The organism is Pseudomonas sp. LB3P25, from assembly GCF_054897985.1.
In genome coordinates, this window is the sequence record NZ_CM142711.1 from 1,988,319 (window position 1) to 2,015,031 (window position 26,713).

At 59.5% G+C, this 26,713-nt stretch carries 24 protein-coding genes; 16 read left to right on the forward strand and 8 right to left on the reverse strand.

What is annotated here, in order from left to right:
- Window positions 1-121 precede the first annotated feature (121 nt).
- Together ACYZTW_RS08800 and ACYZTW_RS08805 are read left to right on the forward strand one after the other, a co-directional pair.
- Window positions 122-1,432: an MFS transporter gene (locus ACYZTW_RS08800; RefSeq protein WP_149629305.1), complete on the forward strand. Its 1,311-nt coding sequence runs from the start codon at window positions 122-124 to the stop codon at window positions 1,430-1,432.
- 60 nt (window positions 1,433-1,492) lie between these two features.
- Window positions 1,493-2,296 (forward strand): IclR family transcriptional regulator, encoded by an 804-nt coding sequence (locus ACYZTW_RS08805; RefSeq protein ID WP_008032872.1) that lies wholly within the window; start codon window positions 1,493-1,495, stop codon window positions 2,294-2,296.
- Between the two features lie 15 nt (window positions 2,297-2,311).
- On the opposite strand, the gene ACYZTW_RS08810 is transcribed toward ACYZTW_RS08805, so the two are convergent.
- Window positions 2,312-3,364 (reverse strand): NAD(P)-dependent alcohol dehydrogenase, encoded by a 1,053-nt coding sequence (locus ACYZTW_RS08810; protein WP_462004551.1) that lies wholly within the window; start codon window positions 3,362-3,364, stop codon window positions 2,312-2,314.
- Window positions 3,365-3,555: 191 nt separating this feature from the next.
- Here ACYZTW_RS08810 and ACYZTW_RS08815 point away from each other — a divergent pair, with 191 nt between their 5' ends.
- Entirely contained in the window at window positions 3,556-4,446 is an 891-nt protein-coding gene (locus ACYZTW_RS08815) for an AraC family transcriptional regulator (RefSeq protein ID WP_462004552.1), read from the forward strand.
- A gap of 182 nt (window positions 4,447-4,628) precedes the next feature.
- Here the strand turns inward: ACYZTW_RS08815 and ACYZTW_RS08820 are convergent, their stop codons facing one another.
- Window positions 4,629-6,293: an electron transfer flavoprotein-ubiquinone oxidoreductase gene (locus tag ACYZTW_RS08820; protein WP_462004553.1), complete on the reverse strand. Its 1,665-nt coding sequence runs from the start codon at window positions 6,291-6,293 to the stop codon at window positions 4,629-4,631.
- A gap of 547 nt (window positions 6,294-6,840) precedes the next feature.
- Between ACYZTW_RS08820 and ACYZTW_RS08825 the strand changes: the two genes are divergently transcribed.
- The 10 genes from ACYZTW_RS08825 (at window position 6,841) to ACYZTW_RS08870 (ending at window position 17,025) form a co-directional block, all read left to right on the forward strand.
- Window positions 6,841-7,590, forward strand: coding sequence for an electron transfer flavoprotein subunit beta/FixA family protein (locus ACYZTW_RS08825; protein ID WP_056745417.1), 750 nt, complete (start codon window positions 6,841-6,843; stop codon window positions 7,588-7,590).
- Between the two features lie 2 nt (window positions 7,591-7,592).
- A complete protein-coding gene (locus ACYZTW_RS08830) occupies window positions 7,593-8,522 on the forward strand; it encodes an electron transfer flavoprotein subunit alpha/FixB family protein (RefSeq protein WP_462004554.1) in 930 nt (309 codons plus the stop codon).
- A 207-nt stretch (window positions 8,523-8,729) separates the two neighbouring features.
- Window positions 8,730-9,566: a substrate-binding periplasmic protein gene (locus ACYZTW_RS08835; RefSeq protein WP_462004555.1), complete on the forward strand. Its 837-nt coding sequence runs from the start codon at window positions 8,730-8,732 to the stop codon at window positions 9,564-9,566.
- 9 nt (window positions 9,567-9,575) lie between these two features.
- Entirely contained in the window at window positions 9,576-9,932 is a 357-nt protein-coding gene (locus tag ACYZTW_RS08840; protein ID WP_462004556.1) for a DUF4398 domain-containing protein, read from the forward strand.
- Complete coding sequence (locus ACYZTW_RS08845) at window positions 9,929-10,741, forward strand: OmpA family protein (RefSeq protein ID WP_462004557.1); 813 nt, start codon at window positions 9,929-9,931, stop codon at window positions 10,739-10,741. Before ACYZTW_RS08840 ends, ACYZTW_RS08845 begins: the two co-directional genes overlap by 4 nt.
- A gap of 339 nt (window positions 10,742-11,080) precedes the next feature.
- On the forward strand, window positions 11,081-12,520 hold the full coding sequence (locus tag ACYZTW_RS08850) for an aminotransferase-like domain-containing protein (protein WP_046031720.1): 1,440 nt from the start codon (window positions 11,081-11,083) through the stop codon (window positions 12,518-12,520).
- A gap of 89 nt (window positions 12,521-12,609) precedes the next feature.
- The gene (locus tag ACYZTW_RS08855; RefSeq protein ID WP_462004558.1) at window positions 12,610-13,083 is read left to right on the forward strand and encodes a translation initiation factor 2; all 474 of its coding nucleotides are present in this window, start codon (window positions 12,610-12,612) and stop codon (window positions 13,081-13,083) included.
- Window positions 13,084-13,248: 165 nt separating this feature from the next.
- The gene (locus ACYZTW_RS08860; protein WP_462004559.1) at window positions 13,249-13,503 is read left to right on the forward strand and encodes a YkgJ family cysteine cluster protein; all 255 of its coding nucleotides are present in this window, start codon (window positions 13,249-13,251) and stop codon (window positions 13,501-13,503) included.
- 41 nt (window positions 13,504-13,544) lie between these two features.
- Entirely contained in the window at window positions 13,545-14,150 is a 606-nt protein-coding gene (locus ACYZTW_RS08865; protein ID WP_462004560.1) for an START domain-containing protein, read from the forward strand.
- A gap of 781 nt (window positions 14,151-14,931) precedes the next feature.
- Window positions 14,932-17,025: an LTA synthase family protein gene (locus ACYZTW_RS08870; protein WP_462004561.1), complete on the forward strand. Its 2,094-nt coding sequence runs from the start codon at window positions 14,932-14,934 to the stop codon at window positions 17,023-17,025.
- A gap of 61 nt (window positions 17,026-17,086) precedes the next feature.
- On the opposite strand, the gene ACYZTW_RS08875 is transcribed toward ACYZTW_RS08870, so the two are convergent.
- Entirely contained in the window at window positions 17,087-17,245 is a 159-nt protein-coding gene (locus ACYZTW_RS08875; RefSeq protein ID WP_172901242.1) for a DUF3309 family protein, read from the reverse strand.
- Between the two features lie 278 nt (window positions 17,246-17,523).
- On the opposite strand from ACYZTW_RS08875, the gene ACYZTW_RS08880 reads away from it, so the two are divergent.
- The 3 genes from ACYZTW_RS08880 to csrA all read left to right on the forward strand — a co-directional run bounded on the left by ACYZTW_RS08880 (window position 17,524) and on the right by csrA (window position 19,076).
- Window positions 17,524-18,339: an SDR family oxidoreductase gene (locus ACYZTW_RS08880; RefSeq protein WP_462004562.1), complete on the forward strand. Its 816-nt coding sequence runs from the start codon at window positions 17,524-17,526 to the stop codon at window positions 18,337-18,339.
- 65 nt (window positions 18,340-18,404) lie between these two features.
- Window positions 18,405-18,737 (forward strand): YnfA family protein, encoded by a 333-nt coding sequence (locus ACYZTW_RS08885; RefSeq protein ID WP_074878904.1) that lies wholly within the window; start codon window positions 18,405-18,407, stop codon window positions 18,735-18,737.
- Between the two features lie 153 nt (window positions 18,738-18,890).
- Window positions 18,891-19,076 (forward strand): carbon storage regulator CsrA, encoded by a 186-nt coding sequence (gene csrA, locus ACYZTW_RS08890; RefSeq protein WP_129437377.1) that lies wholly within the window; start codon window positions 18,891-18,893, stop codon window positions 19,074-19,076.
- 5 nt (window positions 19,077-19,081) lie between these two features.
- Here the strand turns inward: csrA and ACYZTW_RS08895 are convergent, their stop codons facing one another.
- From ACYZTW_RS08895 to mnmC, 5 genes are all read right to left on the reverse strand, one after another.
- Complete coding sequence (locus ACYZTW_RS08895) at window positions 19,082-19,309, reverse strand: YheU family protein (protein WP_025212539.1); 228 nt, start codon at window positions 19,307-19,309, stop codon at window positions 19,082-19,084.
- 187 nt (window positions 19,310-19,496) lie between these two features.
- Entirely contained in the window at window positions 19,497-20,687 is a 1,191-nt protein-coding gene (locus ACYZTW_RS08900) for an osmoprotectant NAGGN system M42 family peptidase (RefSeq protein ID WP_462004563.1), read from the reverse strand.
- 160 nt (window positions 20,688-20,847) lie between these two features.
- Window positions 20,848-22,596 (reverse strand): N-acetylglutaminylglutamine synthetase, encoded by a 1,749-nt coding sequence (gene ngg / locus ACYZTW_RS08905; protein ID WP_462004564.1) that lies wholly within the window; start codon window positions 22,594-22,596, stop codon window positions 20,848-20,850.
- Between the two features lie 3 nt (window positions 22,597-22,599).
- Window positions 22,600-24,372, reverse strand: coding sequence for an N-acetylglutaminylglutamine amidotransferase (locus ACYZTW_RS08910; RefSeq protein WP_462004565.1), 1,773 nt, complete (start codon window positions 24,370-24,372; stop codon window positions 22,600-22,602).
- Between the two features lie 124 nt (window positions 24,373-24,496).
- On the reverse strand, window positions 24,497-26,479 hold the full coding sequence (gene mnmC / locus ACYZTW_RS08915; protein WP_462004566.1) for a bifunctional tRNA (5-methylaminomethyl-2-thiouridine)(34)-methyltransferase MnmC2/FAD-dependent 5-carboxymethylaminomethyl-2-thiouridine(34) oxidoreductase MnmC1: 1,983 nt from the start codon (window positions 26,477-26,479) through the stop codon (window positions 24,497-24,499).
- Window positions 26,480-26,713: the final 234 nt, after the last annotated feature.

Sequence of the window (26,713 nt, forward strand, 5' to 3'; positions counted from 1 at the left end):
ATATCGCAGTCGACTGAAATACCGCAATCGCGAGCAGGCTCACTCCCACAGTTTGATCTCCATGGTTAGCGAGATCTGCGTTTCACATCGACCTCAATAAACATAAGAAGAGGCACTCCCCATGCAACCGCAAACCCTCACCGGGCAGGCGTCGTTGGTGACGCCCAGTCGCAAGCGTTTTTTCATCATGGTCCTGCTGTTCATCACCGTGGTGATCAACTACCTGGACCGCAGCAACCTGTCCATCGCCGCCCCGGCGCTGACCAGCGAACTGGGCATCGACCCGATCCACGTCGGGCTGATTTTCTCGGCATTCGGCTGGACCTACGCCGCCATGCAAATCCCCGGCGGCTGGCTGGTGGATCGCGTCCCGCCGCGGATTCTTTATAGCGTCGCATTGCTGCTGTGGTCGATCGCCACGGTGATGCTCGGCTTCGCCGCCAGCTTCATCGCACTGTTCGTGTTGCGTATGGCGGTCGGTGCACTGGAAGCCCCGGCGTACCCGATCAACAGCCGAGTGGTCACCACCTGGTTTCCCGAGCGCGAGCGCGCCACAGCCATCGGTTTTTACACGTCCGGGCAGTTTGTCGGTCTAGCGTTTCTGACGCCGGTATTGGCCTGGCTGCAGCACCAATATGGCTGGCACATGGTGTTTGTCAGCACCGGTGCGGTGGGCATTCTCTGGGCGGTGATCTGGTACGCGGTGTACCGCGAGCCACGGGATTTCAAAGGCGCCAATGACGCCGAAATCGACCTGATCCGCGAAGGCGGCGGGCTGGTGGATATCCAGGCTGAACAAGCCAAAGTCAAAGCCAAATTCAGCTGGACCGACCTCGGCATCGTTCTGACCAAACGCAAATTGTGGGGCATCTACCTCGGCCAGTTTTGCCTCAACTCGACGTTGTGGTTTTTTCTGACGTGGTTCCCGACCTACCTGGTGAAATATCGCGGTATGGACTTCATCAAGTCCGGCCTGTTGGCGTCGCTGCCGTTTCTCGCCGCTTTCGTCGGTGTGCTCTGTTCGGGGTTCTTTTCCGACTGGCTGATCCGTCGTGGCTACACCGTGGGGTTCGCCCGCAAGTTGCCGATCATTGGCGGCCTGCTGATTTCCACTTCGATCATCGGCGCCAACTTCGTCGAGTCGACACCGCTGGTGATTGCCTTCCTCGCGTTGGCGTTCTTCGGCAATGGGCTGGCTTCGATTACCTGGTCGCTGGTTTCAACGCTGGCCCCGGCGCGGTTGCTCGGGTTGACCGGTGGGGTGTTCAACTTCATCGGCAACCTGTCGGCGATTACCACGCCGATCGTCATCGGTTTCCTCGCCACCGGTGATTCGTTCGCTCCCGCGATCACTTACATCTCGGTTCTGGCGTTGATTGGCGCGCTTTCCTACATCTTGCTGGTCGGCAAAGTCGAGCGTATCAAGTTGTAGTTGCGGCATTCGGGCGACCATAATGCCGCCCGTTCACTCGCTCAACGGTAAAGGCTGGATATGCAGGAAGACGCCCCAAAAATCGCCAAGGACGCCGCACCGACCGGCACCCAGACACTGCTTCGTGGTCTGGGTGTGGTTCAGGCCGTGGCCAGTGGCGCCCGCGATCTCAAGGAAATCGCCCGCCTGATCGGCACCACGCGCAGCACCACCCATCGTCTGGCCAGTTGCCTGGTGGACGAGCGTTATCTGCGCGTGGTGCCGCAAGTCGGTTATCTGTTGGGGCCGAAGCTGATCGAGTTGGGTTTTCAGGCACGTGAAGAATTGCCGTTGGTAACCCTTGCCGGACCGTATCTGGATGAGTTGTCGGCGTTGACTGGCGACACCATTCATCTGGCGATTCGCGAGGGCGACGAGGTGCTGTACCTGCACAAGAATCCTGGGCGCAATGGCCCGGAAATGCGTTCGCGGGTCGGCCATCGCATGCCGTTGGCGCGCACCGGGATCGGCAAGGCGCTGATGCTCGATGACACGCAGGAAGAATGGCAAAGGCTGTATGAAGTCAGCTTGCCGGCAGGTGGGAAAAATCAGTTCTGGCCGCAGCACCCGGAGCAGTCCTGGGAGCAGTTTCAACAGCGCATGATCGAGTATGTCGCGGGCGGTTATGCGTTCGATCTGGAAGACAACGAACCGTCGATCCGCTGTGTAGCGGCGCCGATCCGCGATGCCAGCAAGCGCATCGTCGCCGGCATCAGTATCGCCAGCACCGTGCCGTACATGCCGCTGGAAAAAATGGCCGAGCTGATTCCCCTGATCAAAGGGGTCACAGCCCGGCTGTCGGCGGAGCTTGGTTTGAAGGTATAAGCCGCTAAGGTCTGATCAGACCTTCAGCGTCGCCATGTCGATGACGAAGCGGTACTTCACGTCACCGGCGATCATGCGGGCATAAGCCTCGTTGATCTGGCGGATGTCGAGCATTTCGATGTCGCAAGTGATGTTGTGCTCGGCGCAGAAATCCAGCACTTCCTGGGTTTCGGCGATGCCGCCGATCAGCGAGCCGGCCAGCACGCGACGGCCCAATACCAGTTTGGCGGCGTGGACCGGTGGATCGACCGGTTCGATCAGGCCCACCAGAATGTGCACGCCGTCGAAACGCAGGGTGTCGAGGTAGGGATTGAGGTCGTGCTGCACCGGAATGGTGTCCAGCAGGAAGTCGAAATGGCCCGCAGCAGCCTTCATCTGTTCGGTATCGGTGGACACGATCACGTGGTCCGCACCTTGGCGACGACCTTCTTCAGCCTTGCTCGCCGAGCGGGTGAACAGCGTCACTTCAGCGCCCATCGCCTTGGCGAACTTGATGCCCATGTGGCCGAGGCCGCCCATGCCGAGAATCCCGACCTTGTCGCCCGCCTTCACGCCGTAGTGCTTGAGCGGCGAGTAGGTGGTGATGCCGGCGCAGAGAATCGGCGCGGCGCTGGCCGGGTCGAGTTTTTCCGGGATGCGCACCACGAAGTGTTCGCTGACCACGATGCTGTCGGAGTAGCCGCCCATGGTGTTGCTGCCATCGACCCGGTCCGGGGTGGCGTAGGTCATGGTCGGACCTTCGAGGCAGTATTGCTCAAGGTTGGACTGGCAGGCTTCGCAGCTGCGGCACGAATCGACCATGCAGCCGACACCGACCAGATCGCCGACTTTATGTTGGGTGACGTTCGCACCAATCGCGGTAACTTTACCTACGATCTCGTGGCCGGGCATCAGTGGGTAAACGGCAATGCCCCACTCGTTGCGTGCCTGATGGATGTCGGAATGGCAGACGCCGCAGTAGAGAATATCAATCGCAACGTCGTCGGGCCGTGGGCTGCGACGTTCGAATTTCACGGGGGCGAGGGGAGTGGTGGCCGACTGGGCGGCGTATCCGATGGCGGTGTACATGATGAACCTCGCAAAAACAGTGACAGGTGAGGTGGCGCATTCTGGGCGCCGCACTGGCCACCGGCCATGGCGATTCCTCCGGGTGTCATGCCTAATCCTCCGGCATCCGCCTTCAATGGGTCGCATTGGCCATCAGACCTGCGATGATGCTTTCATCCCTGTTTCCGCGACTTTTTTTGTGAAGAGCTCCCATGTTGTTAACCCGTCATCTCGATGCCAATGCCACGCTGGTTTCGCTGATCCAGCCTTTGACTACTCGCGATGGTTTCGCCGCTACGGCGTTGCCGGGCGTGCAGGTTTTGCGGGCCAGTTGTGATGTGGCGCGTGGTCCGCAGATTTATGAGCCCAGCCTGGTCATCATCGCCCAGGGCAGCAAGTTGGCGTATCTGGGGCCGCGTACGCTGGAATACGGCGCCGGGCATTATTTGATTCAGGCATTGCCGGTGCCGTTCGAATGCGAGACGTTTTCAGCACCCGATGGCCCGATGCTGGGCGTTTCCATCGCCATTGACCGGGTGTTGCTCGGTGAGTTGGTCTTGGCCATGGGGCTGGCGCCGGGGCGTAGTATTGCGGCGCAAACGCCAGAGTCCATGACCTCGGCGGTGCTCGACGATGCGATGCGTGGTTGTGTTGAACGGCTGTTACGTTGCCTGCACGATCCGCTGGAATGCCAGGTTATGGGGCAGGCGCGATTGCGCGAGTTGTTGTTCGTCGCCTTGCGCGGGCCGCAAGCCGATGTGCTGCGGGCGCTGGTCGAGCAACAGGGGCAGTTCGCCCGGATCGCGGCGTCGCTCAGCCATCTGCATGCGCATTACACCGAACCCTTGAACGTCGAGACCTTGGCCAGTTGCGCAAACATGAGTGCGTCGACCTTTCATGAGCATTTCAAACGCAGCACCTTGTTGTCGCCGGTGCAGTATTTGAAGCGTTTGCGCTTGCTCAAGGCGCAGACGTTGCTGGTGGCCGAAGGTTTGGGCGTGGCGCAGGTGGCGCATCGGGTGGGGTATCAAAGTACGTCGCAGTTCAGTCGCGAGTACAAGCGCTACTTCGAGCGTAATCCCGGTGATGAGCGCGCTGCCTGACACACCGCAAATCCCCTGTGGGAGCGAGCCTGCTCGCGAATGCGGTCGATCATTCAGCATTGATATTGATTGATACACCGCATTCGCGAGCAGGCTCGCTCCCACATTGGTATTTGATGTTTCATAAATCGCGGGCAACAAAAAGGCCCCCGTTCGGGAGCCTTGATGTTCAGGCATTCGACTTACATGTTCGGGTAAGTCGGGCCGCCAGAGCCTTCCGGCGCCACCCAGGTGATGTTCTGTGCAGGGTCCTTGATGTCGCAGGTCTTGCAGTGAACGCAGTTCTGGGCGTTGATCTGGAAGCGCTTCTCACCGTCTTCCATGGTCACCACTTCGTACACACCGGCCGGGCAGTAACGCTGGGCAGGCTCATCGTACAGGGGCAGGTTCTTGGCGATCGGGATGCTCGGATCGGCCAGCTTCAGGTGGCACGGCTGCTCTTCTTCATGGTTGGTACCCGAGATGAACACCGAGCTGAGTTTGTCGAAGCTGATCTTGCCGTCCGGTTTCGGGTAGTCGATCTTCTTGCAGTCGGCCGCGAGTTTCAGGCAAGCGTAATCCGGCTTGTTGTCGTGCAAGGTGAACGGCAGTTTTCCGCCGAAGATGTTCTGGTCGATCCAGTTGAAACCACCGCCAGCGATGGCGCCGAACTTGTGGATCGCCGGGCCGAAGTTGCGGCTGGCGAACAGTTCGTCGTAGAGCCAGCTCTTTTTGAAGGCGTCGACGTAAGTGGTCAGCTCTTCGGTGCCGTCTTTTTCAGCGAACAGCGCCTCAGCCACGGATTCAGCGGCGAGCATGCCGGACTTCATGGCGGTGTGGCTGCCTTTGATCTTGGCGAAGTTCAAGGTGCCGAGGTCGCAACCGATCAGCGCGCCGCCCTTGAAGACCATTTTCGGCAGCGAGTTCAAGCCGCCTTTGCTGATGGCGCGCGCGCCGTAGCTGATGCGTTTTCCGCCTTCCAGATACTGCTTGAGCACCGGGTGATGCTTGAGGCGCTGGAACTCGTCGAACGGCGACAGGTAAGTGTTGCTGTAAGACAGGTCGACGATCAGACCGACTACGACCTGGTTGTTTTCCAGGTGATAGAGGAACGAGCCGCCGGTGTTCTCGGTGCCCATGATGTCCAGCGGCCAGCCGGCGGTGTGGACCACCAGGCCTGGCTGATGCTTGGCCGGGTCGATTTCCCAGATTTCTTTCAGGCCGATGCCGTAGTGCTGGGCGTCGGCATCGCTGTCGAGGTTGAAGCGCTTGATCAACTGCTTGCCGATATGGCCGCGGCAACCTTCGGCGAACAGCGTGTACTTGCCACGCAGTTCCATGCCCGGGGTGTACAGGCCTTCTTTCGGCTGACCTTCGCGGTCAACGCCCAGATCGCCAGTGATGATCCCGCGAACCACGCCGTTCTCGTCGAACAGCGCTTCCTGGGCGGCGAAGCCGGGGTAGATTTCCACGCCCAGGTTCTCGGCCTGCTGAGCCAGCCAGCGGCACAGATTGCCCAGGGAGATGATGTAGTTGCCTTCGTTGTGCATGGTCTTGGGCACAAAGAGGTCAGGAATTTTTTGCGCGCTGTCAGCGTTCTTGAGAACGAAGATGTCATCGCGGGTGACTGGCGTATTCAGCGGGGCGCCGAGTTCTTTCCAGTCAGGGAACAATTCGTTCAGGGCGCGTGGTTCGAACACGGCACCGGACAGGATGTGAGCACCGACTTCGGAGCCTTTTTCGACCACGCAGACGCTGATTTCCTTACCGGCTTCGGCGGCCTTCTGCTTCAATCGGCAGGCGGCGGAAAGACCAGCGGGGCCGGCACCGACGATGACCACGTCGAATTCCATGTATTCGCGTTCCACAGGTTATCTCCTACTCAAGGCTCAACAGTTTTTTTCTAATTGGAGGTTTGGTGTCGCATCCATGAATCCCTGCGCAATGCAGGAAGAGGACAATCGATGAGCCACCTTTCTCTCTAAGGTGGCGCATTATATCTACACCACTCCTAGCGTCCAATACAAACGTTTGTTTGAATCGGCTCAAAGCCAGAGAAATCAAAGTCACGCGGCTTATGACTGGCCATTTTGCCGTATTGACCGGAATAGGCGTTCCGGTCAAGATACGGTCGGTTTTGCGCTCGCCGTAGGCTGACTGTTGGTATCAAGAGCACCTCTAAAGACAGGGCGATGGCAGTACAAGGTGATGCGCAGCGCAGGTTCTGGCGCGCAGTTTACACGCCGCGGTAATGAATGACTCATCAGTCACCACTGACGAACGGTCATTTACCTCGTGAGCAGGGTTCACCTTTACACCGGCCAGCGTTTTTAGAGGTGCCCTTGCGCCGATGAGCATCAAACCGCCAGGTTCGCCTAGGCGACTTTCTTTTCACCGGAGAGTAACGAGGAATCCATGAAGGTTCTTGTAGCTGTCAAACGCGTTGTGGATTACAACGTCAAGGTTCGCGTCAAGGCGGACAATTCCGGCGTCGACCTCGCCAACGTCAAGATGTCGATGAACCCGTTCTGCGAAATCGCAGTGGAAGAAGCCGTACGCCTGAAAGAGAAAGGTGTTGCGACTGAAATCGTCGTCGTCTCCATCGGCCCGTCCACCGCTCAAGAGCAACTGCGCACCGCGCTGGCTCTGGGTGCCGACCGCGCCATCCTCGTCGAATCCGCCGAAGATCTGACCTCCCTGGCCGTTGCCAAACTGTTGAAAGCGGTTGTCGACAAGGAACAGCCTCAGCTGGTGATCCTTGGTAAACAAGCCATCGACAGCGACAACAACCAGACTGGCCAGATGCTCGCTGCATTGAGCGGCTACGGTCAGGGCACGTTCGCGTCCAAAGTCGAAATCAGCGGCGACACCGTTGCCGTGACTCGCGAAGTCGACGGCGGCGCGCAGACGGTTTCCCTGAAACTGCCGGCCATCGTCACCACCGACTTGCGTTTGAACGAGCCGCGCTACGCGTCCCTGCCAAACATCATGAAAGCCAAGAAGAAGCCTCTCGAAGTGCTGACTCCGGACGCTTTGGGCGTTTCCACCGCCTCCACTAACAAGACCGTGAAAGTCGAAGCGCCAGCTGCACGCAGTGCGGGTATCAAGGTCAAGTCGGTGGCTGAACTGGTCGAGAAACTGAAAAACGAAGCGAAGGTAATCTAATCATGACTATCTTGGTAATCGCTGAACACGACAACAAGGTCGTGGCCCCGGCCACGCTGAACACCGTGGCGGCTGCCGCCAAAATCGGTGGTGATATCCACGTTCTGGTTGCAGGCCAGGGCGTTGGCGCCGTGGCTGAAGCCGCTGCGAAAATCGCTGGCGTGGCTAAAGTGCTGGTGGCCGACAACGCCGCTTACGCTCACCAACTGCCGGAAAACGTAGCACCGCTGGTGGCCGAGCTGGGCGCTGGCTACAGCCATATCCTGGCTGCCGCGACTTCCAACGGCAAAAACATCCTGCCGCGCGTTGCCGCTCAGCTGGACGTTGACCAGATCTCCGAGATCATCTCGGTCGAAAGCGCTGACACTTTCAAGCGTCCGATCTACGCCGGTAACGCCATCGCTACCGTTCAATCGAACGCTGCGGTCAAAGTCATCACCGTGCGTGCTACCGGTTTCGACCCGGTGGCTGCTGAAGGTGGTTCGGCTGCCGTTGAAGCGGTCGCTGCGGCTCACGATGCTGGTATTTCCAGCTTCGTCGGCGAAGAACTGGCCAAGTCCGATCGTCCGGAACTGACCGCTGCCAAGATCGTCGTTTCCGGCGGCCGTGGCATGCAGAACGGCGACAACTTCAAACACCTGTACGCCCTGGCCGACAAGCTGGGCGCTGCCGTCGGTGCTTCCCGCGCTGCGGTCGACGCAGGTTTTGTACCCAACGACATGCAAGTCGGTCAGACCGGCAAGATCGTTGCTCCACAGCTGTACATCGCGGTAGGTATCTCCGGCGCGATCCAGCACCTGGCCGGCATGAAAGACTCCAAAGTGATCGTTGCGATCAACAAGGACGAAGAAGCGCCGATCTTCCAGGTGGCCGATTACGGCCTGGTCGCGGACCTGTTTGAAGCCATCCCTGAGTTCGAGAAGCTGGTCTAATCCAGCGCCCTGACTTATAAAGAGCCCGACCTTTTGGTCGGGCTTTTTTTTGTTCTTTAGGAGCTATGTAGGAGCTGTCGAGTGAAACGAGGCTGCGATCTTTTGATCTTTCGCTTGGGATTCAAGTGGACCTGAAAAGATCGCAGCCTCGTTTCACTCGACAGCTCCTACAGGCGATATAACGGGGTTTGAGTGGAGAGTATTGCCATGGATCTGCGCCGCGTTTACGGCTGGTCATTGCTGCTGAGTCTGACGGTGTTGCCGGCGCTGTCCGTCGCTGCAGGCAAGTGCGAACGCCTGGTGGTGACCGGCAGCCCGGACGCGCCGCCGTACCTGTGGCAAGACCCACAAAACCCCAAGCACCTGATCGGCGCCAGTGCTGACCTGTTGCAGCAAGTGGCGGGGGAGTTGGGGATCAAGGTCCAATTGCTTTACGCCGGCAAACGTTCCCAGGCTCTGGAGGAAGTGCGCAGTGGGCGAATGGACATGCTGGCGGATGCGTCATTGACGGTCAGTGAACTGGATACTCTGGATTACATTCATCCGCCGTTACTGGAAAACGATTACCTGGTCTGGACCCGCAAAGACTCGACGCTGGTCTACAACGAAGCGCAGGACCTTCACGGTCATCCCGGCGCATTGTCGGAAAAGTCTCGTATGACCCCGGCATTTGGCACGTTCGCCGAGCAGCAATTGACCCTCGCACGTACGCCTAACCTGACCCAGGCCTTTCAGAAATTGCTGCTGGGCGAGGTGGAATTTGTTCTTGCCGGACGCTACTCGGGCATGGCGGCTGCGCAGACACTTAACCTGGCCAACGACCTGATCGCCCGTCCACAACCGATCGACAAGCCCGGTCTGTTCCTCGCGGTTTCCCACAACTCCGCCTGCAACGATCCGTGGTTGCGCGGACAGCTGGCCAAAAAGATGACAGAATTGCCCGCGTCCGGACTGACGGAAGCCGTGCTGCAACGCAATATCGAGCGCTGGAAGGCGCAGCTCTCACAACCGCAGCAACAACCTGTCAGTACCCCAAAACAGTAGGGATTTTTAGTGAGTATTCGACCTCTTTTCGCTGCCCTGGCCGTTCTGGCTCTGGCGGGTTGTGCAGCCGATCCGGCGCCGAATGAACAAATGCGCCTGACCGAACAGGCACTCGAGCAGGCCAAGGCCGTGGGCGCCACCGCCGACGACGTGCCGGAAATGAAACTGGCCGAAGACAAGTTCAACCGCGCCAAGGGCAGCATGAACGACCAATCTTTCAAGAACGCGCGCATGCGGGCCGAGCAGGCCGAGCTGGACGCGCGTCTGGCCGAAGCCCGGGTTCTGACCCTCAAGAGCGAGGAGCAGTTGAACGTGCTCAATACCCGCATCACTCGCCTGCGCAAGCAACTGGGAGATGCCCAATGAGCCTCAAGACCAAAGCTCTCGGCGGTTTTATCCTGGCAGGCTGCGCCAGCCTCTATGGTTGTGCCGGTCAGCACAGCGAGGCCGCGTTGCAGCAAGCCAGTACTGACTTTCAGAAGGTCAAGGAAGACTCCAACGTGCTGCGTATCGCGCCCAAGGACGTGATACGCGCCGGTGAATCGCTGGCCCGTGCTGATCGTCTGTCCAGCTACTGGGGCAGTGGAACGGACGTGCTGCATTACGCTTACCTGAGTGAGCGCTATAGCGAAATCGCACGCGAACACACCAATCAGGTGCTCAACGAAGAACGTGCAGCGAAGCTCGAACTGGAGCGTCAGCGCCTGCAACTGGCCCTGCGCGAATCCAAACTGCTCAGCGTGCAGCAGCAGGGCAAGTGGCTCGAAGAACAGATTGTCGCGCTGGCGACCACCCAGACCGACCGCGGCCTGGTGATGACCTTGGGCGACGTGCTGTTCGACACGGGCGAAGCAGAGTTGAAAAACTCGGCGAACCGCGTGGTGTTGAAGATCGTGCAGTTCCTGCAGCTCAACCCCAAGCGCGTGGTGCGCATCGAAGGTTACGCCGACAGTACCGGCGGCAAGCAGGAAAACCTCAAGTTGTCCCGTGACCGTGCGCAATCGGTGGCAGACGTGCTGATGGATTTGGGCATCGACGACAAACGCATCCAGGTCGAAGGCTACGGTGATGAATATCCGGTCGACGCGAACGCCTCCGAACGGGGTCGTGCGCAGAACCGTCGGGTGGAAATTGTGTTCTCTGACGAAAAAGGCCAGCTCGGCGCTGCCCGCTAAGGGGGGGCGTTACTGGATGAAGCAGGTTTACGGAAACTGCTGACGCTAGAGATCCTGTAGCAGCTGTCGAGTGAAACGAGGCTGCGATCTTCTTTCGCTCGGAACTCAAGTGGAACTGTAATATCGCAGCCTCGTTTCACTCGACAGCTGCTACAAACCCGGCCTGCCCGTCAGCGCCGGGTTTTTTTACGCCTGCCAATTGCCCCACAAAACAGTACAGTTTTTGCTGACACTGCACTGTACGGTCGACTATTGTGGCAACTGTCCCCGTACACTTCTAAACTGTTCCGGTATTGTTCCACACAAGAATAAAATGCCCGTGAAATCGAGTGCTGCGTCATGACCAATCTCTTGCTCTACCAACGTATTGCTCAACAACTGGCCGAAGACATCCGCCGTGGCGTTTATCAACCGGGGGAGCGCGTGCCTTCGGTGCGCAAGATGAGCTCGCAGCTCAACGTCAGCCATGCGACGGTGTTGCAGGCTTACGCCAACCTCGAGGATCAGGGGCTGATCCGCGCCCGGCCGCAATCGGGTTACTACGTGCACCAGACCCCGGCCCTGACCGCGCCGACACCGGACATCGCCCGGGTCGAGCGTCCCGGTCTGGTCACTCGCAGTAGCATCATCCAGCAAGTGCTGGTCGAATCCCGCCGCGAGGGTGTGTTTCCCTTGGGCGCGGCCGTACCAAGCGTTGATTATCTGCCGGTGCGGGCGCTGCATCAGCAACTGGCCAAAGTCACCCGTTTCCATAGCCCGCGGGCTTTCAGCTACATGTTCAGTCCGGGTTTCGAACCGTTGCGTCGACAAGTGGCGATCCGCATGCGTGACGCCGGCGTGGTGGTCGATCCGTCGGAAGTGGTGATCACCCACGGCTGCGTCGATGCGTTGCAGATGTCGCTGCGCGTGCTGACCCGTCCGGGCGACCTGATCGCCGCCGAGTCGCCGACCTACTACGGTTTGCTGCAACTGGCTGACCTGCTGGGCCTCAAGGTCATCGAGATTCCGAGCGATCCGGCCACCGGTATGAGCCTCGAAGCCCTGCAACTGGCGGCCAACCAGTGGTCGATCAAGGCGCTGGTGCTGACCACTCGTCTGAGCAATCCATTGGGTGGCACCATGCCCGAAGAGCGGCAGAAGCAACTGCTGCGCCTGGCCTCGGATTTCGATATCCAGATTGTCGAAGACGATATCTACGGCGAACTGATGTTCGAGCAGGGGCGCACCAAATCCCTTAAAGCCTACGATCGGCTGGATCGGGTGATCTATTGCTCAAGCTTCTCCAAAACCCTGTCGCCGGGCGTGCGGATTGGCTGGATGATTGCCGGCAAGTACCAGCAGGAAATCCAGCGTTTGCAGACCTTCAGTACCCATTCGGCCTGCAGCGTTACGCAAATGGGCATCGCGGCCTATCTGGAGAACGGTGGTTACGACCGGCATTTGCGCTACATCCGTCAGGAGTACCGCAAGAACCTCAGCGCTTTCCAGCTGGCGGTGCAGCAATACTTCCCGGAAGGCACGCAGATGACCCGGCCGACCGGCGGCTTCATTCTGTGGGTCAGCCTGCCGGGGCGGGTCAACACGCAGGAGCTGCACGTTCGGGCGTTGCAGCAGGGCATCAGTATCGCGCCGGGGCTGATTTTCAGTAACACCGAGCAATTCAATCACTGCATTCGATTGAACTGTGGCATACCCTGGAACCGTGAAGCCGAACGTGCATTGATGACCCTGGGCATGTTGGCCACCCAGCTCTGTCAGGAGATGGCCGGCGGCTTTTGACGGGACGGGCAGGTTGTTCCTGTCCGTGCTTGTCTTGTTGCGTGCAACAGGCGAGCATATGGCCTCCTGCCGTTTGCGCTGTTGGATCCATGAAATCGATTTTCCCCGCCGTCTGGCTGTCGATCTGCCTGCTGATGACCTTCCAGGCGGAAAGCGTCATGGCGGCTTCCGTTCAGGAAAAACCGACAGCCAGCGCCACGTCGAAAAAGCCGGCTCCCGCTAAAAAAGCCGCGCCGGTCAAAAAGAAAGCGGCCCCGGTGAAAAAGCGACCGCCGATTGCCTCCAAGTCCAAATCCGCCAGTGAGATCGTGAAAACCAAGCTTCCTTCGGCCGACCTGGATTTGAGCCTGCCCCAAGACATGGCCGAGGAGCTGAAACCGATCGGTACGGTACCGTTGCCCAGACACGATGCGGTGTTGCCGCAAATGTTTGGTGAAAAGGCCGGCAGCTCTCCCTTTCAGCTCAACGGAAGGCTGATCAGCAACGAAATGAAGTTGCAACTGCGCAACGAAGAGCGCCGTGAAGTCGAAGGCGCGGCACTGGAATTCGAGTTCAAGCGGTAATTCCTTCTCATCCGTGACCCGCTGGCCAGACGCTTTGTCGGAGACTGGTCAGTCACGCTCGTTTGAGCGAAAAAACCGGGGGCCAGGCAATTTTAAACAAGCGTTTTAGCGGTTACTCTGTGCCACGTCCTTTTACCCATCGCCCGTCGCGAGGAGCTCGTCGTCATGAAATGCCGTGAAGGCTGTGGCGCCTGTTGCATTGCCCCTTCCATCAGTTCACCGATTCCCGGCATGCCCAATGGCAAACCCGCCGGAGAACGTTGCGTACAACTCTCTGTCGATAATCTGTGCAGTATTTTCGGCAATCCCGAACGACCAGCCGTTTGCTCGGCATTCGAAGCCGACGTCGAAGTCTGCGGAAGCAGCAGCGACGAAGCGATCAAATTGCTGGGTTGGTGGGAGCAAATGACGGCGGCGTGATGTGTTCAACGAACGGAACTTCAACAATAAGGAATAAGACTATGGGTTCGCTGCAACGTATGGCTGTGCTGTGTGGTTTGACGGTGGTGCTCGCCACCACGGCTGCTCAGGCCGAAGACTGGAAAGTCGCCAAGGAACAGGACGGCATCAAGATATCCTTGAGCGAGGTGGCCGGCTCCGATTACAAGGCCTACCGTGGCGTCACGCTGATGAAGACCACCATAGCCAAACTGCGCGCATTGCAGGAAGACGTGCCAGGGGCCTGCACCTGGATTCACGAATGCAAGACCCAGAAGTTGCTCAAACACGAAGGTGATCAGAGCTGGACCTACACCCAGTTCAATACCCCTTGGCCGGTCACCGAGCGTGACTCGGTGCTGCATGTGACCACCATCGAGGGGGCTGATGGCAGCCTGACCCGCAAACTTGAAGGTGTGCCGAAGTACATTCCTGAGGAAAAAGGCTTTGTGCGGGTGACCAAGGTCGACGGTTTCTGGAAGTTCGTGCCCAAGGGCGATCAGATCGAAGTGACCTATCAGGTGCACACCGAGCCGGGCGGTAGCATACCGTCCATGGTAGCCAACAAGTTTGTGGTCGATGCGCCGTTCAATACCTTGAAAGCCCTGAAAGAACGCGCTGAGAAGTAATCGCCCATTTTGATAAAACGCCCTGACTTGTTTGGGGCGTTTTCTATTTGGTAGGGCGCCGATGGAGGTAGTCACAGGTTGACGGACAGGCTCAGGGCGTGAGGGGGCGGTGCATCAAGATCAAAAGCTGCAGGCGAGCTAACGCTCGGCCTGTTGAGTGGTGAGGAGCGTGCGTACACCTCCTCCCGCCTGTAGCAGCTGTCGAGTGAAACGAGGCTGCGATCTTTTGATCTTGCTGTGGCTGTGGCTGTGGCTGTGGCTTTTGATTTTGATTTTGATCTACTGCCCCTTTCCCAGAGGCCGAACGCAGGTGTTGCGCAGGGGGCACCGCGGCAAGGATGCCGCGGTAGCCGCCCCCGGCCATGGATGGCCGATGGCGGCGGGCCCCCGGAGCAATGCCTTCGTTACGGCATGCCGAGCCTAGGCGAGGCACCGAATGGCGGGGCAAGAGCCCTTGGTTACTTGGGGCTTTTCCAAGTGACTCGCTGTAAAAGCGAAACCGCCAGTCGCCGTTACCGCAGAAACGGATATGCCCCCGAACGACTGGCATCGGGGGCAGGGGCTTTATTTTGTTTCCGAATATGCGTTGCACGAAATTTTCACAAAGCCTCCAAGACAATTCGCCCGCGCCAGACATGCCGGACAGTAATCAATGGCAATGCCGCGGTTGATCGTGCAACATTTGCGCACCGCGCAAACCCCGGGGCCGAGTACTGGCCAACAGAGGGCAAGGCGCCGCTGTATTTTTGAAACTTCAACTTCCAATGGGTCCTAAAACGACATGGCAAACCCGGACGCCCTGAGTCAGCAGCGAGCTTCTAGTCGCCTGCTGCAACCGACCGTCAAATCGCATCTGGCCTACACGCTGCTGTGTGCCCTGGTCATGATGGTCATGTTCAGCCTGCTGCGCGTTGCGCTGCTGGTATACAACCGCGAGATGATCCTCGACACCCCGGCCTCGACCTTTCTCGAAGCGTTCGCCAACGGTCTGCGTTTCGATCTGCGTCTGGTGGTCTACCTCAGCATTCCGTTGCTGCTGGCGCTGTTCAGCGCCCGGGCGATGGCCGCACGCGGGTTCTTCCGTTTCTGGCTGACCATTGCCTCGAGCATCGCCCTGTTCCTCGGCCTGATGGAGATGGATTTCTACCGCGAGTTCCACCAGCGCCTCAACGGCCTGGTCTTCCAATATGTAAAGGAAGACCCGAAAACCGTGATGAGCATGCTCTGGTACGGTTTCCCGGTGGTTCGCTACCTGTTGGCCTGGGCCGTGGGCACGTTGATCCTGACCCTGGCGTTCAAGGGCGCCGACCGCGCCACCCGTCCTCGTGGCCCCTTCAGCGGCGGCAGCATCGGCACGCGCCAGATCGCCCCATGGTATGCGCGCATCACGGTGTTCGTCGTCTGCCTGCTGGTCTGCGTGGTGGCCGCTCGTGGCACCCTGCGTCAGGGCCCGCCACTGCGTTGGGGTGACGTCTACACCACCGACTCGAACTTCGCCAACCAGTTGGGCCTCAATGGCACCTTGTCGCTGGTCGCAGCCGCCAAGAGCCGGATGTCCGAAGATCGCGACAACATCTGGAAGGCCACCCTGCCACAGCCTGAAGCGCAGAAAATCGTGCGTGACATGCTGGTGATGCCAGACGACAAACTGGTGGATGCCGAAACCGCCGCCGTGCGTCGCGATTACACGCCGCCGGCCGACAAAACCCTGCCGATCAAGAACGTTGTCGTGATCCTGATGGAAAGCATGGCCGGTCACTCGGTGGGCGCCTTGGGTGCACCGGGCAACATCACGCCGTACCTCGACAAACTGTCGAAAGAAGGCCTGCTGTTCGACCGCTTCTTCTCCAACGGGACCCATACCCACCAGGGTATGTTCGCCACCATGGCCTGCTTCCCGAACCTGCCGGGTTTCGAATACCTGATGCAGACGCCGGAAGGCAGCCACAAGTTGTCCGGCCTGCCGCAATTGCTCAGTGCCCGTAACTATGGAGACGTGTACGTCTACAACGGCGACTTCGCTTGGGATAACCAGTCGGGTTTCTTCAGCAACCAGGGCATGACCAACTTCATTGGTCGTAACGACTTCGTGAACCCGGTGTTCTCTGATCCGACCTGGGGCGTGTCCGACCAGGACATGTTCGACCGTGGTCTGGTCGAACTCAAGGCGCGGGAAAACGGCAAGCCGTTCTATGCGTTGCTGCAAACCCTGTCCAACCACACGCCATACGCCTTGCCGACCCCATTGCCGGTCGAGCGCGTGACCGATCGCGGTAGCCTGAACGAGCATTTGACCGCCATGCGTTACGCGGACTGGGCGCTGGGCCAGTTCTTTGAAAAGGCCCGCAAGGAGCCGTACTTCAAGGAAACCCTGTTTGTCATCGTCGGGGACCACGGTTTTGGCAACGAGCGCCAGATCACCGAAATGGACCTGGGCCGCTTCAACGTGCCGATGCTGATGATCGCGCCAGGCATCCAGGAAAAGTTCGGCCGGCTTGACCATACCGTGGGCACGCAGATCGACATCGTGCCGACCATCATGGGCCGTATCGGTGGTGAAGTACGTCATCAGTGCTGGGGGCGTGACCTGCTCAACCTGCCTGAAGGCGACACCGGCTTTGGCGTGATCAAACCGTCGGGTAGCGAGCAGACCACCGCCATCATCACGGCTGATCAGATTCTGGTGCTGCCGAAGGAAAAGGAAATGGCGCCGAAGATGTACCAGTACGAACTGGGCGCGACACCTCACGCCGAGATCGTTCCGGATGCACCGCGTACCGCTGAGCTGAAGCTCAAGCTCGAAGCGTTCCTGCAAACGGCGACCAAGAGCCTGATCGACAACACTGCCGGGGTGGTTGACGGCAAGCCGGACTAAGTATTGACGCAATAAAAAAGAGGCCCTTGAAAAGGGCCTCTTTTTTTTGCCTGTTAAATCTTTATATCTTGCCGAGTAACAGCAGGATCAACAGCACCACCAACACCACGCCGATGATACCCGACGGGCCATAACCCCAACTTCTGGAGTGCGGGAACACTGGTAAACCACCAATCAGCAAGAGGATCAGGATTACGATAAGAATTGTGCCCATGTCTATTTCCTTGTTGGAAGTGTTCTGGATTACCTGGCGTTTAAGTGTCAGCCGGGATGCTAAAAACCAGGCTGCTTACAAAATCCGACTGTCGCGCATGAAAGAAAATTCCAAGTTTTTTTAATGTTTTTCGAAGAAAGGCTTATTCCGTTTTTTATTACTCTAGTTGGTTCAGACGCTCCCGCGGTTTGCTCGGGCCATTCAGCAATCTGATGGAGCGTGGGTCGGGCATTGTCCTTCGCTACACTCGACGCATCTTCCCCGGAACAACAAGGCTGCTTGCTATGCAAAATCGCATGATGATCACTGGCGCGGGCTCAGGCTTAGGTCGCGAAATCGCGCTGCGCTGGGCGCGTGAAGGCTGGCAGCTGGCCTTGTCGGATGTCAGCGAACCCGGTCTGCAAGAAACCCTGAAACTGGTTCGCGAAGCCGGCGGCGACGGTTTTATCCAGCGTTGCGACGTGCGCGATTACAGCCAGCTGACCGCCTTCGCCCAAGCCTGCGAAGAGAAATTCGGCGGTATCGATGTCATCGTCAACAACGCCGGCGTTGCCTCGGGCGGGTTCTTCTGTGAACTGTCCCTGGAAGACTGGGACTGGCAGATCGCGATCAACCTGATGGGCGTGGTCAAGGGCTGCAAGGCCTTCCTGCCGCTGCTGGAAAAAAGCAAAGGCAAGATCATCAACATCGCGTCGATGGCAGCCCTGATGCAAGGCCCGGCCATGAGCAACTACAACGTCGCCAAGGCTGGCGTGGTGGCGTTGTCCGAAAGCCTGTTGATCGAGCTGGCGCAGGAGGAAATCGGTGTGCATGTGGTGTGCCCGTCGTTCTTCCAGACCAACCTGCTGGACTCCTTCCGTGGCCCGACGCCGGCCATGAAAGCCCAGGTCGGCAAGTTGCTGGAAAGCTCGCCGATCACCGCGGCCGACATTGCCGACTACATCTATCAGCACGTCGCCGCCGGCGAATTCATGATTCTGCCCCACGAACAGGGCCGCATGGCCTGGGCGCTCAAGCAGAAGAACCCGCAATTGCTCTACGACGAAATGACAGTCATGGCCGACAAAATGCGCGCCAAGGCCAAACAAACCGCAGGTTGAGCTTGCCCCCTACACAACACCGTCGTTAGGGTGGCCGGCATCGGCCATCCTCGCGAGACGTTTGCATGCTCAATTACCTGTGGTTTTTTCTCGCCGCGCTGTTCGAAATTGCCGGCTGTTTCGCCTTCTGGATGTGGCTACGCCAGGGTAAAAGCGCTTGGTGGGTCGTGCCGGCTCTGCTCAGTCTGACCTTGTTTGCGCTGCTGCTGACCCGCATCGAAGCGACCTACGCCGGTCGCGCCTATGCCGCTTACGGTGGCATCTACATCATCGCGTCGATCGGCTGGCTGGCGGTGGTCGAGCGGATTCGTCCGCTGGGCTCGGACTGGCTCGGTGTGGCGCTGTGTGTGATCGGGGCGAGCGTCATCCTTTTCGGCCCGCGATTCTCCGCTTCCTGAAGGATCGGTCCTTCATTCGATGGGTTTGTCGGACGTTTCTATAGGAGGTGTTCGGACGGCGCTGTAGGGCGGGACTGATTTGCCGTAATCGCATTGAAGACCCTCTGAGCGCAGGGCATCTTCAGGGTCCGATAACCCTGAAGGACGAATGCCATGCTTGTACTCAGTCGCGTTGTGGGCGAGTTGATTTCCATCGGTGACAACATTTCCGTGCGCATTCTTGCTGTCAACGGAGGCAGTGTGCGCTTCGGTGTCGAAGCGCCGCAAAACGTCAACGTGCACCGGGCCGAGGTCTACGACCGCATCCAGGTCAAACTGGCGAAAAACAAAGGACGCTGAAGGCCTCAGTCGAACAGGTGCTTGGGCACATCGTGCTTGAGCATCAACTGGCATTGCTCGCTGTCCGGATCGAAGACAATCAGCGCCTGGCCCTTGGTCAATGCCTGGCGAACACGCAGAACACGGGTTTCCAGCGGCGTGTCATCGCCGTTGTCCGTACCGTCACGGGTCACGAAATCCTCGATCAGGCGGGTGAGGGTGTCGACTTCAAGTTGGTCGTGGGGAATCAGCATAGGCACCTCGGCTAAACAATGGCGCGATGCTACGGCGAATGACCAACGGCGGCTAGCCTGGGGTTCTGTGTTGTCTGATCTGGCGTATTCGCGAGCAGGCTCGCTCCCACAGGTGACCGCGTACTCCTGTGGGAGCAAGCCTGCTCGCGATGGCAATCTTTCAATCACAGCCTATCTCAAGCAAGACTCAGCTTTCGGAGCGCTGCCCCACCAGACTATCCACCGACGGCACCCGCGTATCGCTTTCCATCTGCGTCTCATGTTCGATCTGATGACTGAACCGGTCCAGTGAACCCTTGGCCGGTTGAGCATCGCTGGCAAACACCGGCGGACTCAGAATGTAGGCGCCGAGCAATCGACTGAGGGCGGCGAGGCTATCGATGTGGGTGCGTTCGTAGCCGTGAGTGGCGTCGCAGCCGAAGGCGAGCAGGGCGGTGCGAATGTCATGCCCGGCAGTGACCGCCGAATGGGCATCGCTGAAGTAGTAGCGGAACAGGTCGCGGCGCACCGGCAATTCGTTGTCACTGGCCAAGCGCAGCAGATGCCGCGACAGGTGATAGTCATAAGGCCCGCCGGAATCCTGCATCGCCACGCTCACTGCATGTTCGCTGGAATGCTGGCCCGGCGCGACCGGGGCAATGTCGATGCCGACGAACTCGCTGACGTCCCACGGTAACGCCGCCGCGGCGCCGCTGCCGGTTTCCTCGGTGATGGTGAACAGCGGATGACAGTCGATCATCAGCTCTTCGCCGCTGTCGACGATCGCTTTCAGTGCCGCCAGCAATGCGGCAACGCCGGCCTTGTCGTCGAGATGACGGGCGCTGATGTGGCCGCTTTCGGTGAACTCCGGCAAAGGGTCGAAGGCGACAAAATCACCGACGCTGATCCCCAGAGAGTCGCAATCGGCACGCGTGGCGCAATAGGCGTCCAGGCGCAGTTCGATGTGATCCCAACTGATCGGCATTTCATCCACGGCGGTATTGAACGCATGCCCGGAAGCCATCAGCGGCAACACGCTGCCACGGATCACGCCGTTGTCGGTAAACAGGCTGACCCGGCTGCCCTCGGCAAAGCGGCTGGACCAGCAACCGACGGGGGCCAGGGTCAGACGGCCGTTGTCCTTGATCGCGCGAACTGCCGCGCCGATGGTGTCGAGGTGGGCGGAGACCGCTCGGTCGGGGCTGTTTTTCTTGCCCTTGAGGGTGGCGCGGATAGTGCCGCGGCGGGTCATCTCAAAGGGAATGCCCAGCTCTTCAAGCCGCTCGGCGACGTAACGCACGATGGTGTCGGTGAACCCGGTCGGGCTGGGAATGGCGAGCATTTCCAGCAGGACTTTTTGCAGGTAGTTCAGATCCGGTTCGGGAATTTTGCTGGTCATGGAAACTCCTGATGAGTTGACGACATCGATGGTTCCGATGAGGGGAAAAAATTTGCTGCCTGGGCTGACGCCTTCGCGAGCAGGCTCGCTCCCACAGTGGAGTGCGGTCAAATGTGGGAGCGAGCCTGCTCGCGAAGAGGCCAGTCCAGGCACGACATCATTAAGACACCGCCGGCTGACTATGCGGAAACAACAAATCCACAAACCGCTCGGCCGTTGGCTGCGGTTCATGGTTAGCCAACCCGGCACGCTCATTGGCTTCGATAAACACATACTCCGGTCGATCCGCCGCAGGCACCATCAGGTCGAGCCCGACCATCGGAATGTCCAGCGCCCGTGCCGCGCGCACTGCTGCATCCACCAACGTCGGATGCAGGATCGCCGTCACATCCTCAAGAATGCCGCCGGTATGAAGATTCGCCGTACGCCGTACGAACAGATGCTCGCCCGCCGGCAGAATGCTGCTGTAGTCGTAACCGGCAGCGTTCAACGTGCGCTCGGTCTCATGATCCAGCGGGATTTTACTTTCACCGCTGGTGGCCGCCTGACGACGCCGGCTCTGGGCTTCGATGAGCGCACCGATGGAATGCTGACCATCGCCCACCACTTCTGCCGGTCGGCGAATGGCCGCGGCGACCACCTCAAAACCGATCACCAGAATCCGCAAGTCGAGGCCTTCGTGGAAGCTCTCCAGCAGCACGCGACTGTCGAACTGGCGGGCGGATTCGATGGCTTGCTGGACCTCTTCGATGGTCCGTAAATCCACCGCGACGCCTTGACCCTGTTCGCCATCCAGCGGTTTGACCACCACCCGTTCGTGCTCATCGAGAAACGCCAGGTTGTCATCGGCGTTGCCGGCCAGTTGCTGCGACGGCAGGTTCAGGCCGGCGGCCTTGAGCACTTTGTGCGTCAGGCTTTTGTCCTGGCACAACGTCATGCTGATGGCGCTTGTCAGATCGCTGAGGGATTCACGGCAACGTACGCGGCGACCGCCATGGATCAAGGTGAACAGGCCGGCATCGGCGTCATCGACGTGTACTTCGATGCCACGGCGGTGAGCTTCCTCGACGATGATCCGTGCATAAGGATTGAACTCGGCTTCGGGACCCGGGCCGAGAAACAACGGCTGATTGATGCAGTTTTTGCGCTTGATCGCGAAGGTCGACAGGTTGCGAAACCCCAGCTTGGCGTAAAGACTTTTCGCCTGCCGGTTGTCGTGCAGCACCGACAGGTCCAGGTAACTCAGCCCTCGGCTCATGAAGTGCTCGATCAAATGCCGCACCAACACTTCACCGACGCCCGGTCGCGAACATTGCGGATCGACGGCCAGGCACCACAGGCTGCTGCCATTTTCCGGATCGTTGAACGCTTTGTGATGATTGAGGCCCATGACGCTACCGATGATCGCGCCGCTGTCCTCATCTTCGGCCAGCCAATACACCGGGCCACCCTGATGGCGCGGGGTCAGCAAGTTGGCGTCGATCGGCAACATGCCGCGCAACTGATACAGCTGATTGATCGCCAACCAGTCCGTGTCGCCCTGGGCCCTGCGGATGCGAAAGCCGCGAAACACCCGAGTCGACTGGCGGTAATCACTGAACCACAGGCGCAGGGTATCGGACGGGTCGAGAAACAGTTGTGCCGGCTCCAGCCCCAGCACTTGCTGAGGCGCAGCCACGTACAGGGCGATGTCACGTTCACCGGTGTGCTCGTTGAGCAGCTCTTGGGCCAGGCTCGCCGCATCCGGAAAGGTGTGGCCGATCAGCAACCGGCCCCAACCGCAATGCACGGCAATCGGTGCGACGCCCAATTCGCTACCATCTTCGGCCAGGCGTGCCTGCAAGCGTTCGTACGAGGGCGCCTGACCGCGCAACAAGCGTTGGCTGTAGGCCGTGGCGTGGGGTTTCATCGATCAGATTCCTTGTTCACTGAGCCACAAGTTCAGCGCCGCCAATTGCCACAGTTTGGAGCCGCGCAACGGGGTCAACTGGCCTTGCGGATCGGTCAGCAGGCGGTCGAGCATTTCTGTCTTGAACAGACCGCGATCCTGACTCGGATCAAGCAGCAGCTCGCGCACCCAGTTCAGCGTGTCGCCCTGCAAATGCTTCAGGCCGGGGACCGGGAAGTAACCTTTTTTGCGATCGATCACTTCACTCGGAATCACCAGCCGCGCCGCTTCTTTCAAGACCTGCTTGCCACCGTCCGGCAATTTGAATTTGCCCGGCACGCGGGCCGACAATTCCACCAAGCGGTAGTCGAGAAACGGTGTGCGCGCTTCCAGGCCCCAGGCCATGGTCATGTTGTCGACGCGTTTGACCGGGTCGTCCACCAGCATGATCGTGCTGTCCAGACGCAAGGCTTTGTCCACCGCTGCATCGGCGCCGGGCTGTGCGAAATGTTCTTTGACGAAGTCACCGGCCGCATCATTAGCCGTCAGCCATTTTGGCTTCACGGTAGCGGCGTAGTCGTCGTAGCTGCGGTCGAAAAACGCATCGCGATAGGCGGTGTACGGATCTTCGGCACCGTCGACTTGTGGATACCAGTGATAACCGGCGAACAGTTCGTCGGCACCCTGGCCGCTCTGCACCACTTTGCAATGCTTGGCCACTTCGCGGGACAGCAGATAGAAGGCGATGCAGTCATGGCTGACCATCGGTTCGCTCATGGCGCGGAACGCCGCGGGCAGTTGCTCGATGATCTCTTTTTCGTCGATGCGCAATTGGTGATGCTGGGTGCCGTAGTGCTTGGCGATCAGGTCCGAATACTGGAACTCGTCGCCACGCTCGCCGCCGGCATCCTGGAAACCGATAGAGAAGGTCGACAGGTTTTCAACACCGACTTCACGCAACAGACCGACCAGCAGGCTCGAATCGACACCGCCCGAAAGCAGAACACCCACGTCGACCGCCGCACGTTGACGGATCGCCACCGCGTCACGGGTGCTGTCGAGTACACGGTCGCGCCAGTCTTCGAGTGTCAGATTCATCTCGTCGGCGTGTGGGCCGTAGGGCAGGGTCCACCAGGTTTTCTGCTCGCAGGTGCCGTCCGCTTCGATGCGCATCCAGGTCGCCGGTGGCAGTTTTTCGATGCCGGCCAGCAAGGTGCGCGGCGCCGGGACCACGGCGTGGAAATTCAGATAATGATTCAGCGCCACCGGATCGAGGATCGGGTTGATGTCGCCGCCCTTGAGCAGCGCCGGCAATGCCGAGGCAAAGCGCAGGCGCTGGCCGGTGCGCGACAGGTACAGCGGCTTCACGCCGAGACGGTCGCGGGCGATGAACAGGCGTTTAGCGTCGCGTTCCCAAATGGCGAAGGCAAACATGCCGTTGAGCTTGGGCAGCAAGGCTTCGCCCCAGGCGTGATAGCCCTTGAGCAGCACTTCGGTGTCACCACCGGAATAGAAGGCGTAACCAAGGCTTTCAAGCTCGGTGCGCAGTTCCGGGAAGTTGTAGATCGCGCCGTTGAAGGCCAGGGACAAGCCCAATTGGTTGTCGACCATCGGCTGCGCCGAGCCGTCCGACAGGTCCATGATTTTCAGGCGACGATGGCCCAGGGCAATGGGCCCTTGGGCATGAAAGCCCCATGCGTCAGGGCCGCGAGGGGCCAGGTGATGGGTGATTCGCTCAATGGCTGCAAGGTCTGCAGGTTGATGATCAAAACGTAACTCGCCAGCTAATCCGCACATAAATTCCTTACCGGTTTTTCCGTTGGGGAGGGTCAATCGATACCGCGCCAAAAACGGCGGGTACTCAGAAACTGACCCGGCTGAATCCCCGGAGTTTTAGACCGATAAGTTATAAGGCGCGGCGTCAGACTTTTCCGCGGATCAACTGGCGCACGGCGAAACGATTGGGATGGCAGGCCTCGGCGACCGTTCTGGGCAGGGGCAGAGGTTCGTTTTCGATCCATGCCGCGAGTAATTCACCCGACAGTGGTGCGGTGATCAAGCCGCGAGAACCGTGGCCGCTGTTGACGTAAAAACCCTCAAGCCAGGGGCAGGGAATGTCCGGTACTTGCCGGGCGTCCTTGCTCAGTACGGCGTAGGCCTCGGCGAACGCTGCTTGCTCGGCCAACGGGCCAACGATCGGCAGGTAGTCCGGACTGGTGCAGCGGAACGCGGCGCGTCCTTCAAGCTGTTGCGGGTCCAGTTCCTGGGCATGCAGTCGAGTGGCCAGGTCGGGGGAGATTTCCTCGAGCAAGGCCAGGTTGCCGAGGTGTTCGGCGAGGGTTGGGGTCAGGTCATCGCTCTTGAAGTCGAAGCTGGCGCCGAGGGTGTGTTCGCCCAGTCGGGCCGGTGCCACATAGCCTTCGGCGCAGACGACGGTGGCCAGGCTCTGGCTTTCAGGGGTTTGCGCCAGTCGGGTGATCTGGCCACGAATGCGTTTGAGGGGCAGCTCGGCGCTGTGTGGAAAACGCTTGATCTCGGCGGCGCCGGCCAGGATCACCACGGGGGCACTGGCCAGCAAATCATCACCGTCCCAAGCCTGCCACTGATCATCAACCTTGCGCAGTTCCAGTACATCGCGATGGGGCAGCCACTGGATGTTCGCCGAAGACGCCTGCCAATGGCACAACGCCGGCGGATGAACCCAGCCACCTTCCGGGAAGAATAATCCGCCGTGCTCCAGGGTGATCCCGGCCTGAATCTGGGCTTGCGGTTGATCGAGCAAGTGCACCAGGTCTGGCGAAAAAGCGGCGGCCAATTGCGCCTGACGCTCGGCTTCCTTGACGTTGAAGGCCAGTTGCAAGACCCCGCAATCGTCCCAGTCGATGCCCCGTTGCAAATGTTCCAGCAAACGCCGGGTGTGACCGAAACCACTGACAATCAGCTGCGACAACGCGGTGCCATGGGCCGAAAGCTTGAGGTACAGCACACCCTGAGGATTGCCCGAGGCTTCCTGCGCCAGCGCATCGTGACGCTCCAGAAGGCTGACGTGCCAACCCCGCGCCGCCAGGCTGGCGGCGCTGGCGCAACCGGCCAGGCCGGCACCGATCACCATGGCACGACGCTCGCCGTTCAGTGGCGTCGGACGCGCAAACCATGGTTTAGCCAGGGCGGGCATCGGGACTTCCTCAGGCCAGCCGAGGAACACGCCCCGCAGGATCTCCCATTTATGGCCGATGCCTGGCGTGCGCTTCATCTTGAATCCCGCCGCATTCAGCAGACGGCGCACCCAACCGGTGCTGGTGAAAGTGCTGATGGTTGAGCCAGGGGCCGCCAGACGCGCCAGTTCGGCGAACAGTTCGGCGGTCCACATGTCGGGGTTTTTCGCCGGGGCAAAACCGTCGAGAAACCAGGCATCGATCTGCGCGTCCAGTTGTGGCAATTGTTCCAGCGCATCGCCGATCAGCAGGGTCAGGGTCACGCGGCCGTTATCCAGCACCAGACGCTGGAAGCCTGGGTGGATTGCGATGTATTGCGTCAGCAGTTGATCGGCAAACGGTTTGAGCTCCGGCCACAGGGCCAACGCACGTTGCAGATCGGGCAGGCTCAGCGGGTACTTTTCGACACTGACAAAATGCAGGCGCGCACCGGCCACCGCGTGCTGTTCGAACAGTTGCCAGGCGCAAAGGAAATTCAACCCGGTGCCGAAACCGGTCTCGCCAATCACCAGCCGACCGCCGGCCGGCAATGCGGCAAAGCGTTCACGCAAAGCGTTCTGTTCTAGGAACACGTAGCGGGTTTCGTCCAGCCCCGACAGATCGGAAAAATACACATCATCGAACACCCGCGAACGCGGGAGCCCTTGGTCGTCCCAGTCGAGCTGGGCGTGGGGCAATACAGGTTTCATGGCAGGCTCGGCAACGGCAAGGCGGCCATTCTAGCCGATCGCCGGGGCGGTGCTTGATCCATGGCAACGCGTGCGCTCGCAGATTCGCTGAAAATCTGTAGCAGCTGGCGCAGCCTGCGTTCGATCGCGCAGCGGTCGTAAATCCTGAGTTCACGGTTTACCTGAAAAAATACATCGGCTGATTTTGCGACCGCTGCGCGATCGAACGCAGGCTGCGCCAGCTGCTACAAGGAG

Bases quoted from the DNA above. Each gene is read 5' to 3' on its own strand.
- ACYZTW_RS08800 (WP_149629305.1), top strand. From the start codon at position 122: ATGCAACCGCAAACCCTCACCGGGCAGGCGTCGTTGGTGACGCCCAGT.
- ACYZTW_RS08805 (WP_008032872.1), top strand. From the start codon at position 1,493: ATGCAGGAAGACGCCCCAAAAATCGCCAAGGACGCCGCACCGACCGGC.
- ACYZTW_RS08810 (WP_462004551.1), bottom strand. From the start codon at position 3,364: ATGTACACCGCCATCGGATACGCCGCCCAGTCGGCCACCACTCCCCTC.
- ACYZTW_RS08815 (WP_462004552.1), top strand. From the start codon at position 3,556: ATGTTGTTAACCCGTCATCTCGATGCCAATGCCACGCTGGTTTCGCTG.
- ACYZTW_RS08825 (WP_056745417.1), top strand. From the start codon at position 6,841: ATGAAGGTTCTTGTAGCTGTCAAACGCGTTGTGGATTACAACGTCAAG.
- ACYZTW_RS08830 (WP_462004554.1), top strand. From the start codon at position 7,593: ATGACTATCTTGGTAATCGCTGAACACGACAACAAGGTCGTGGCCCCG.
- ACYZTW_RS08835 (WP_462004555.1), top strand. From the start codon at position 8,730: ATGGATCTGCGCCGCGTTTACGGCTGGTCATTGCTGCTGAGTCTGACG.
- ACYZTW_RS08845 (WP_462004557.1), top strand. From the start codon at position 9,929: ATGAGCCTCAAGACCAAAGCTCTCGGCGGTTTTATCCTGGCAGGCTGC.
- ACYZTW_RS08850 (WP_046031720.1), top strand. From the start codon at position 11,081: ATGACCAATCTCTTGCTCTACCAACGTATTGCTCAACAACTGGCCGAA.
- ACYZTW_RS08855 (WP_462004558.1), top strand. From the start codon at position 12,610: ATGAAATCGATTTTCCCCGCCGTCTGGCTGTCGATCTGCCTGCTGATG.
- ACYZTW_RS08860 (WP_462004559.1), top strand. From the start codon at position 13,249: ATGAAATGCCGTGAAGGCTGTGGCGCCTGTTGCATTGCCCCTTCCATC.
- ACYZTW_RS08865 (WP_462004560.1), top strand. From the start codon at position 13,545: ATGGGTTCGCTGCAACGTATGGCTGTGCTGTGTGGTTTGACGGTGGTG.
- ACYZTW_RS08870 (WP_462004561.1), top strand. From the start codon at position 14,932: ATGGCAAACCCGGACGCCCTGAGTCAGCAGCGAGCTTCTAGTCGCCTG.
- ACYZTW_RS08880 (WP_462004562.1), top strand. From the start codon at position 17,524: ATGCAAAATCGCATGATGATCACTGGCGCGGGCTCAGGCTTAGGTCGC.
- ACYZTW_RS08885 (WP_074878904.1), top strand. From the start codon at position 18,405: ATGCTCAATTACCTGTGGTTTTTTCTCGCCGCGCTGTTCGAAATTGCC.
- csrA (WP_129437377.1), top strand. From the start codon at position 18,891: ATGCTTGTACTCAGTCGCGTTGTGGGCGAGTTGATTTCCATCGGTGAC.
- ACYZTW_RS08895 (WP_025212539.1), bottom strand. From the start codon at position 19,309: ATGCTGATTCCCCACGACCAACTTGAAGTCGACACCCTCACCCGCCTG.
- ACYZTW_RS08900 (WP_462004563.1), bottom strand. From the start codon at position 20,687: ATGACCAGCAAAATTCCCGAACCGGATCTGAACTACCTGCAAAAAGTC.
- ngg (WP_462004564.1), bottom strand. From the start codon at position 22,596: ATGAAACCCCACGCCACGGCCTACAGCCAACGCTTGTTGCGCGGTCAG.
- ACYZTW_RS08910 (WP_462004565.1), bottom strand. From the start codon at position 24,372: ATGTGCGGATTAGCTGGCGAGTTACGTTTTGATCATCAACCTGCAGAC.
- mnmC (WP_462004566.1), bottom strand. From the start codon at position 26,479: ATGAAACCTGTATTGCCCCACGCCCAGCTCGACTGGGACGACCAAGGG.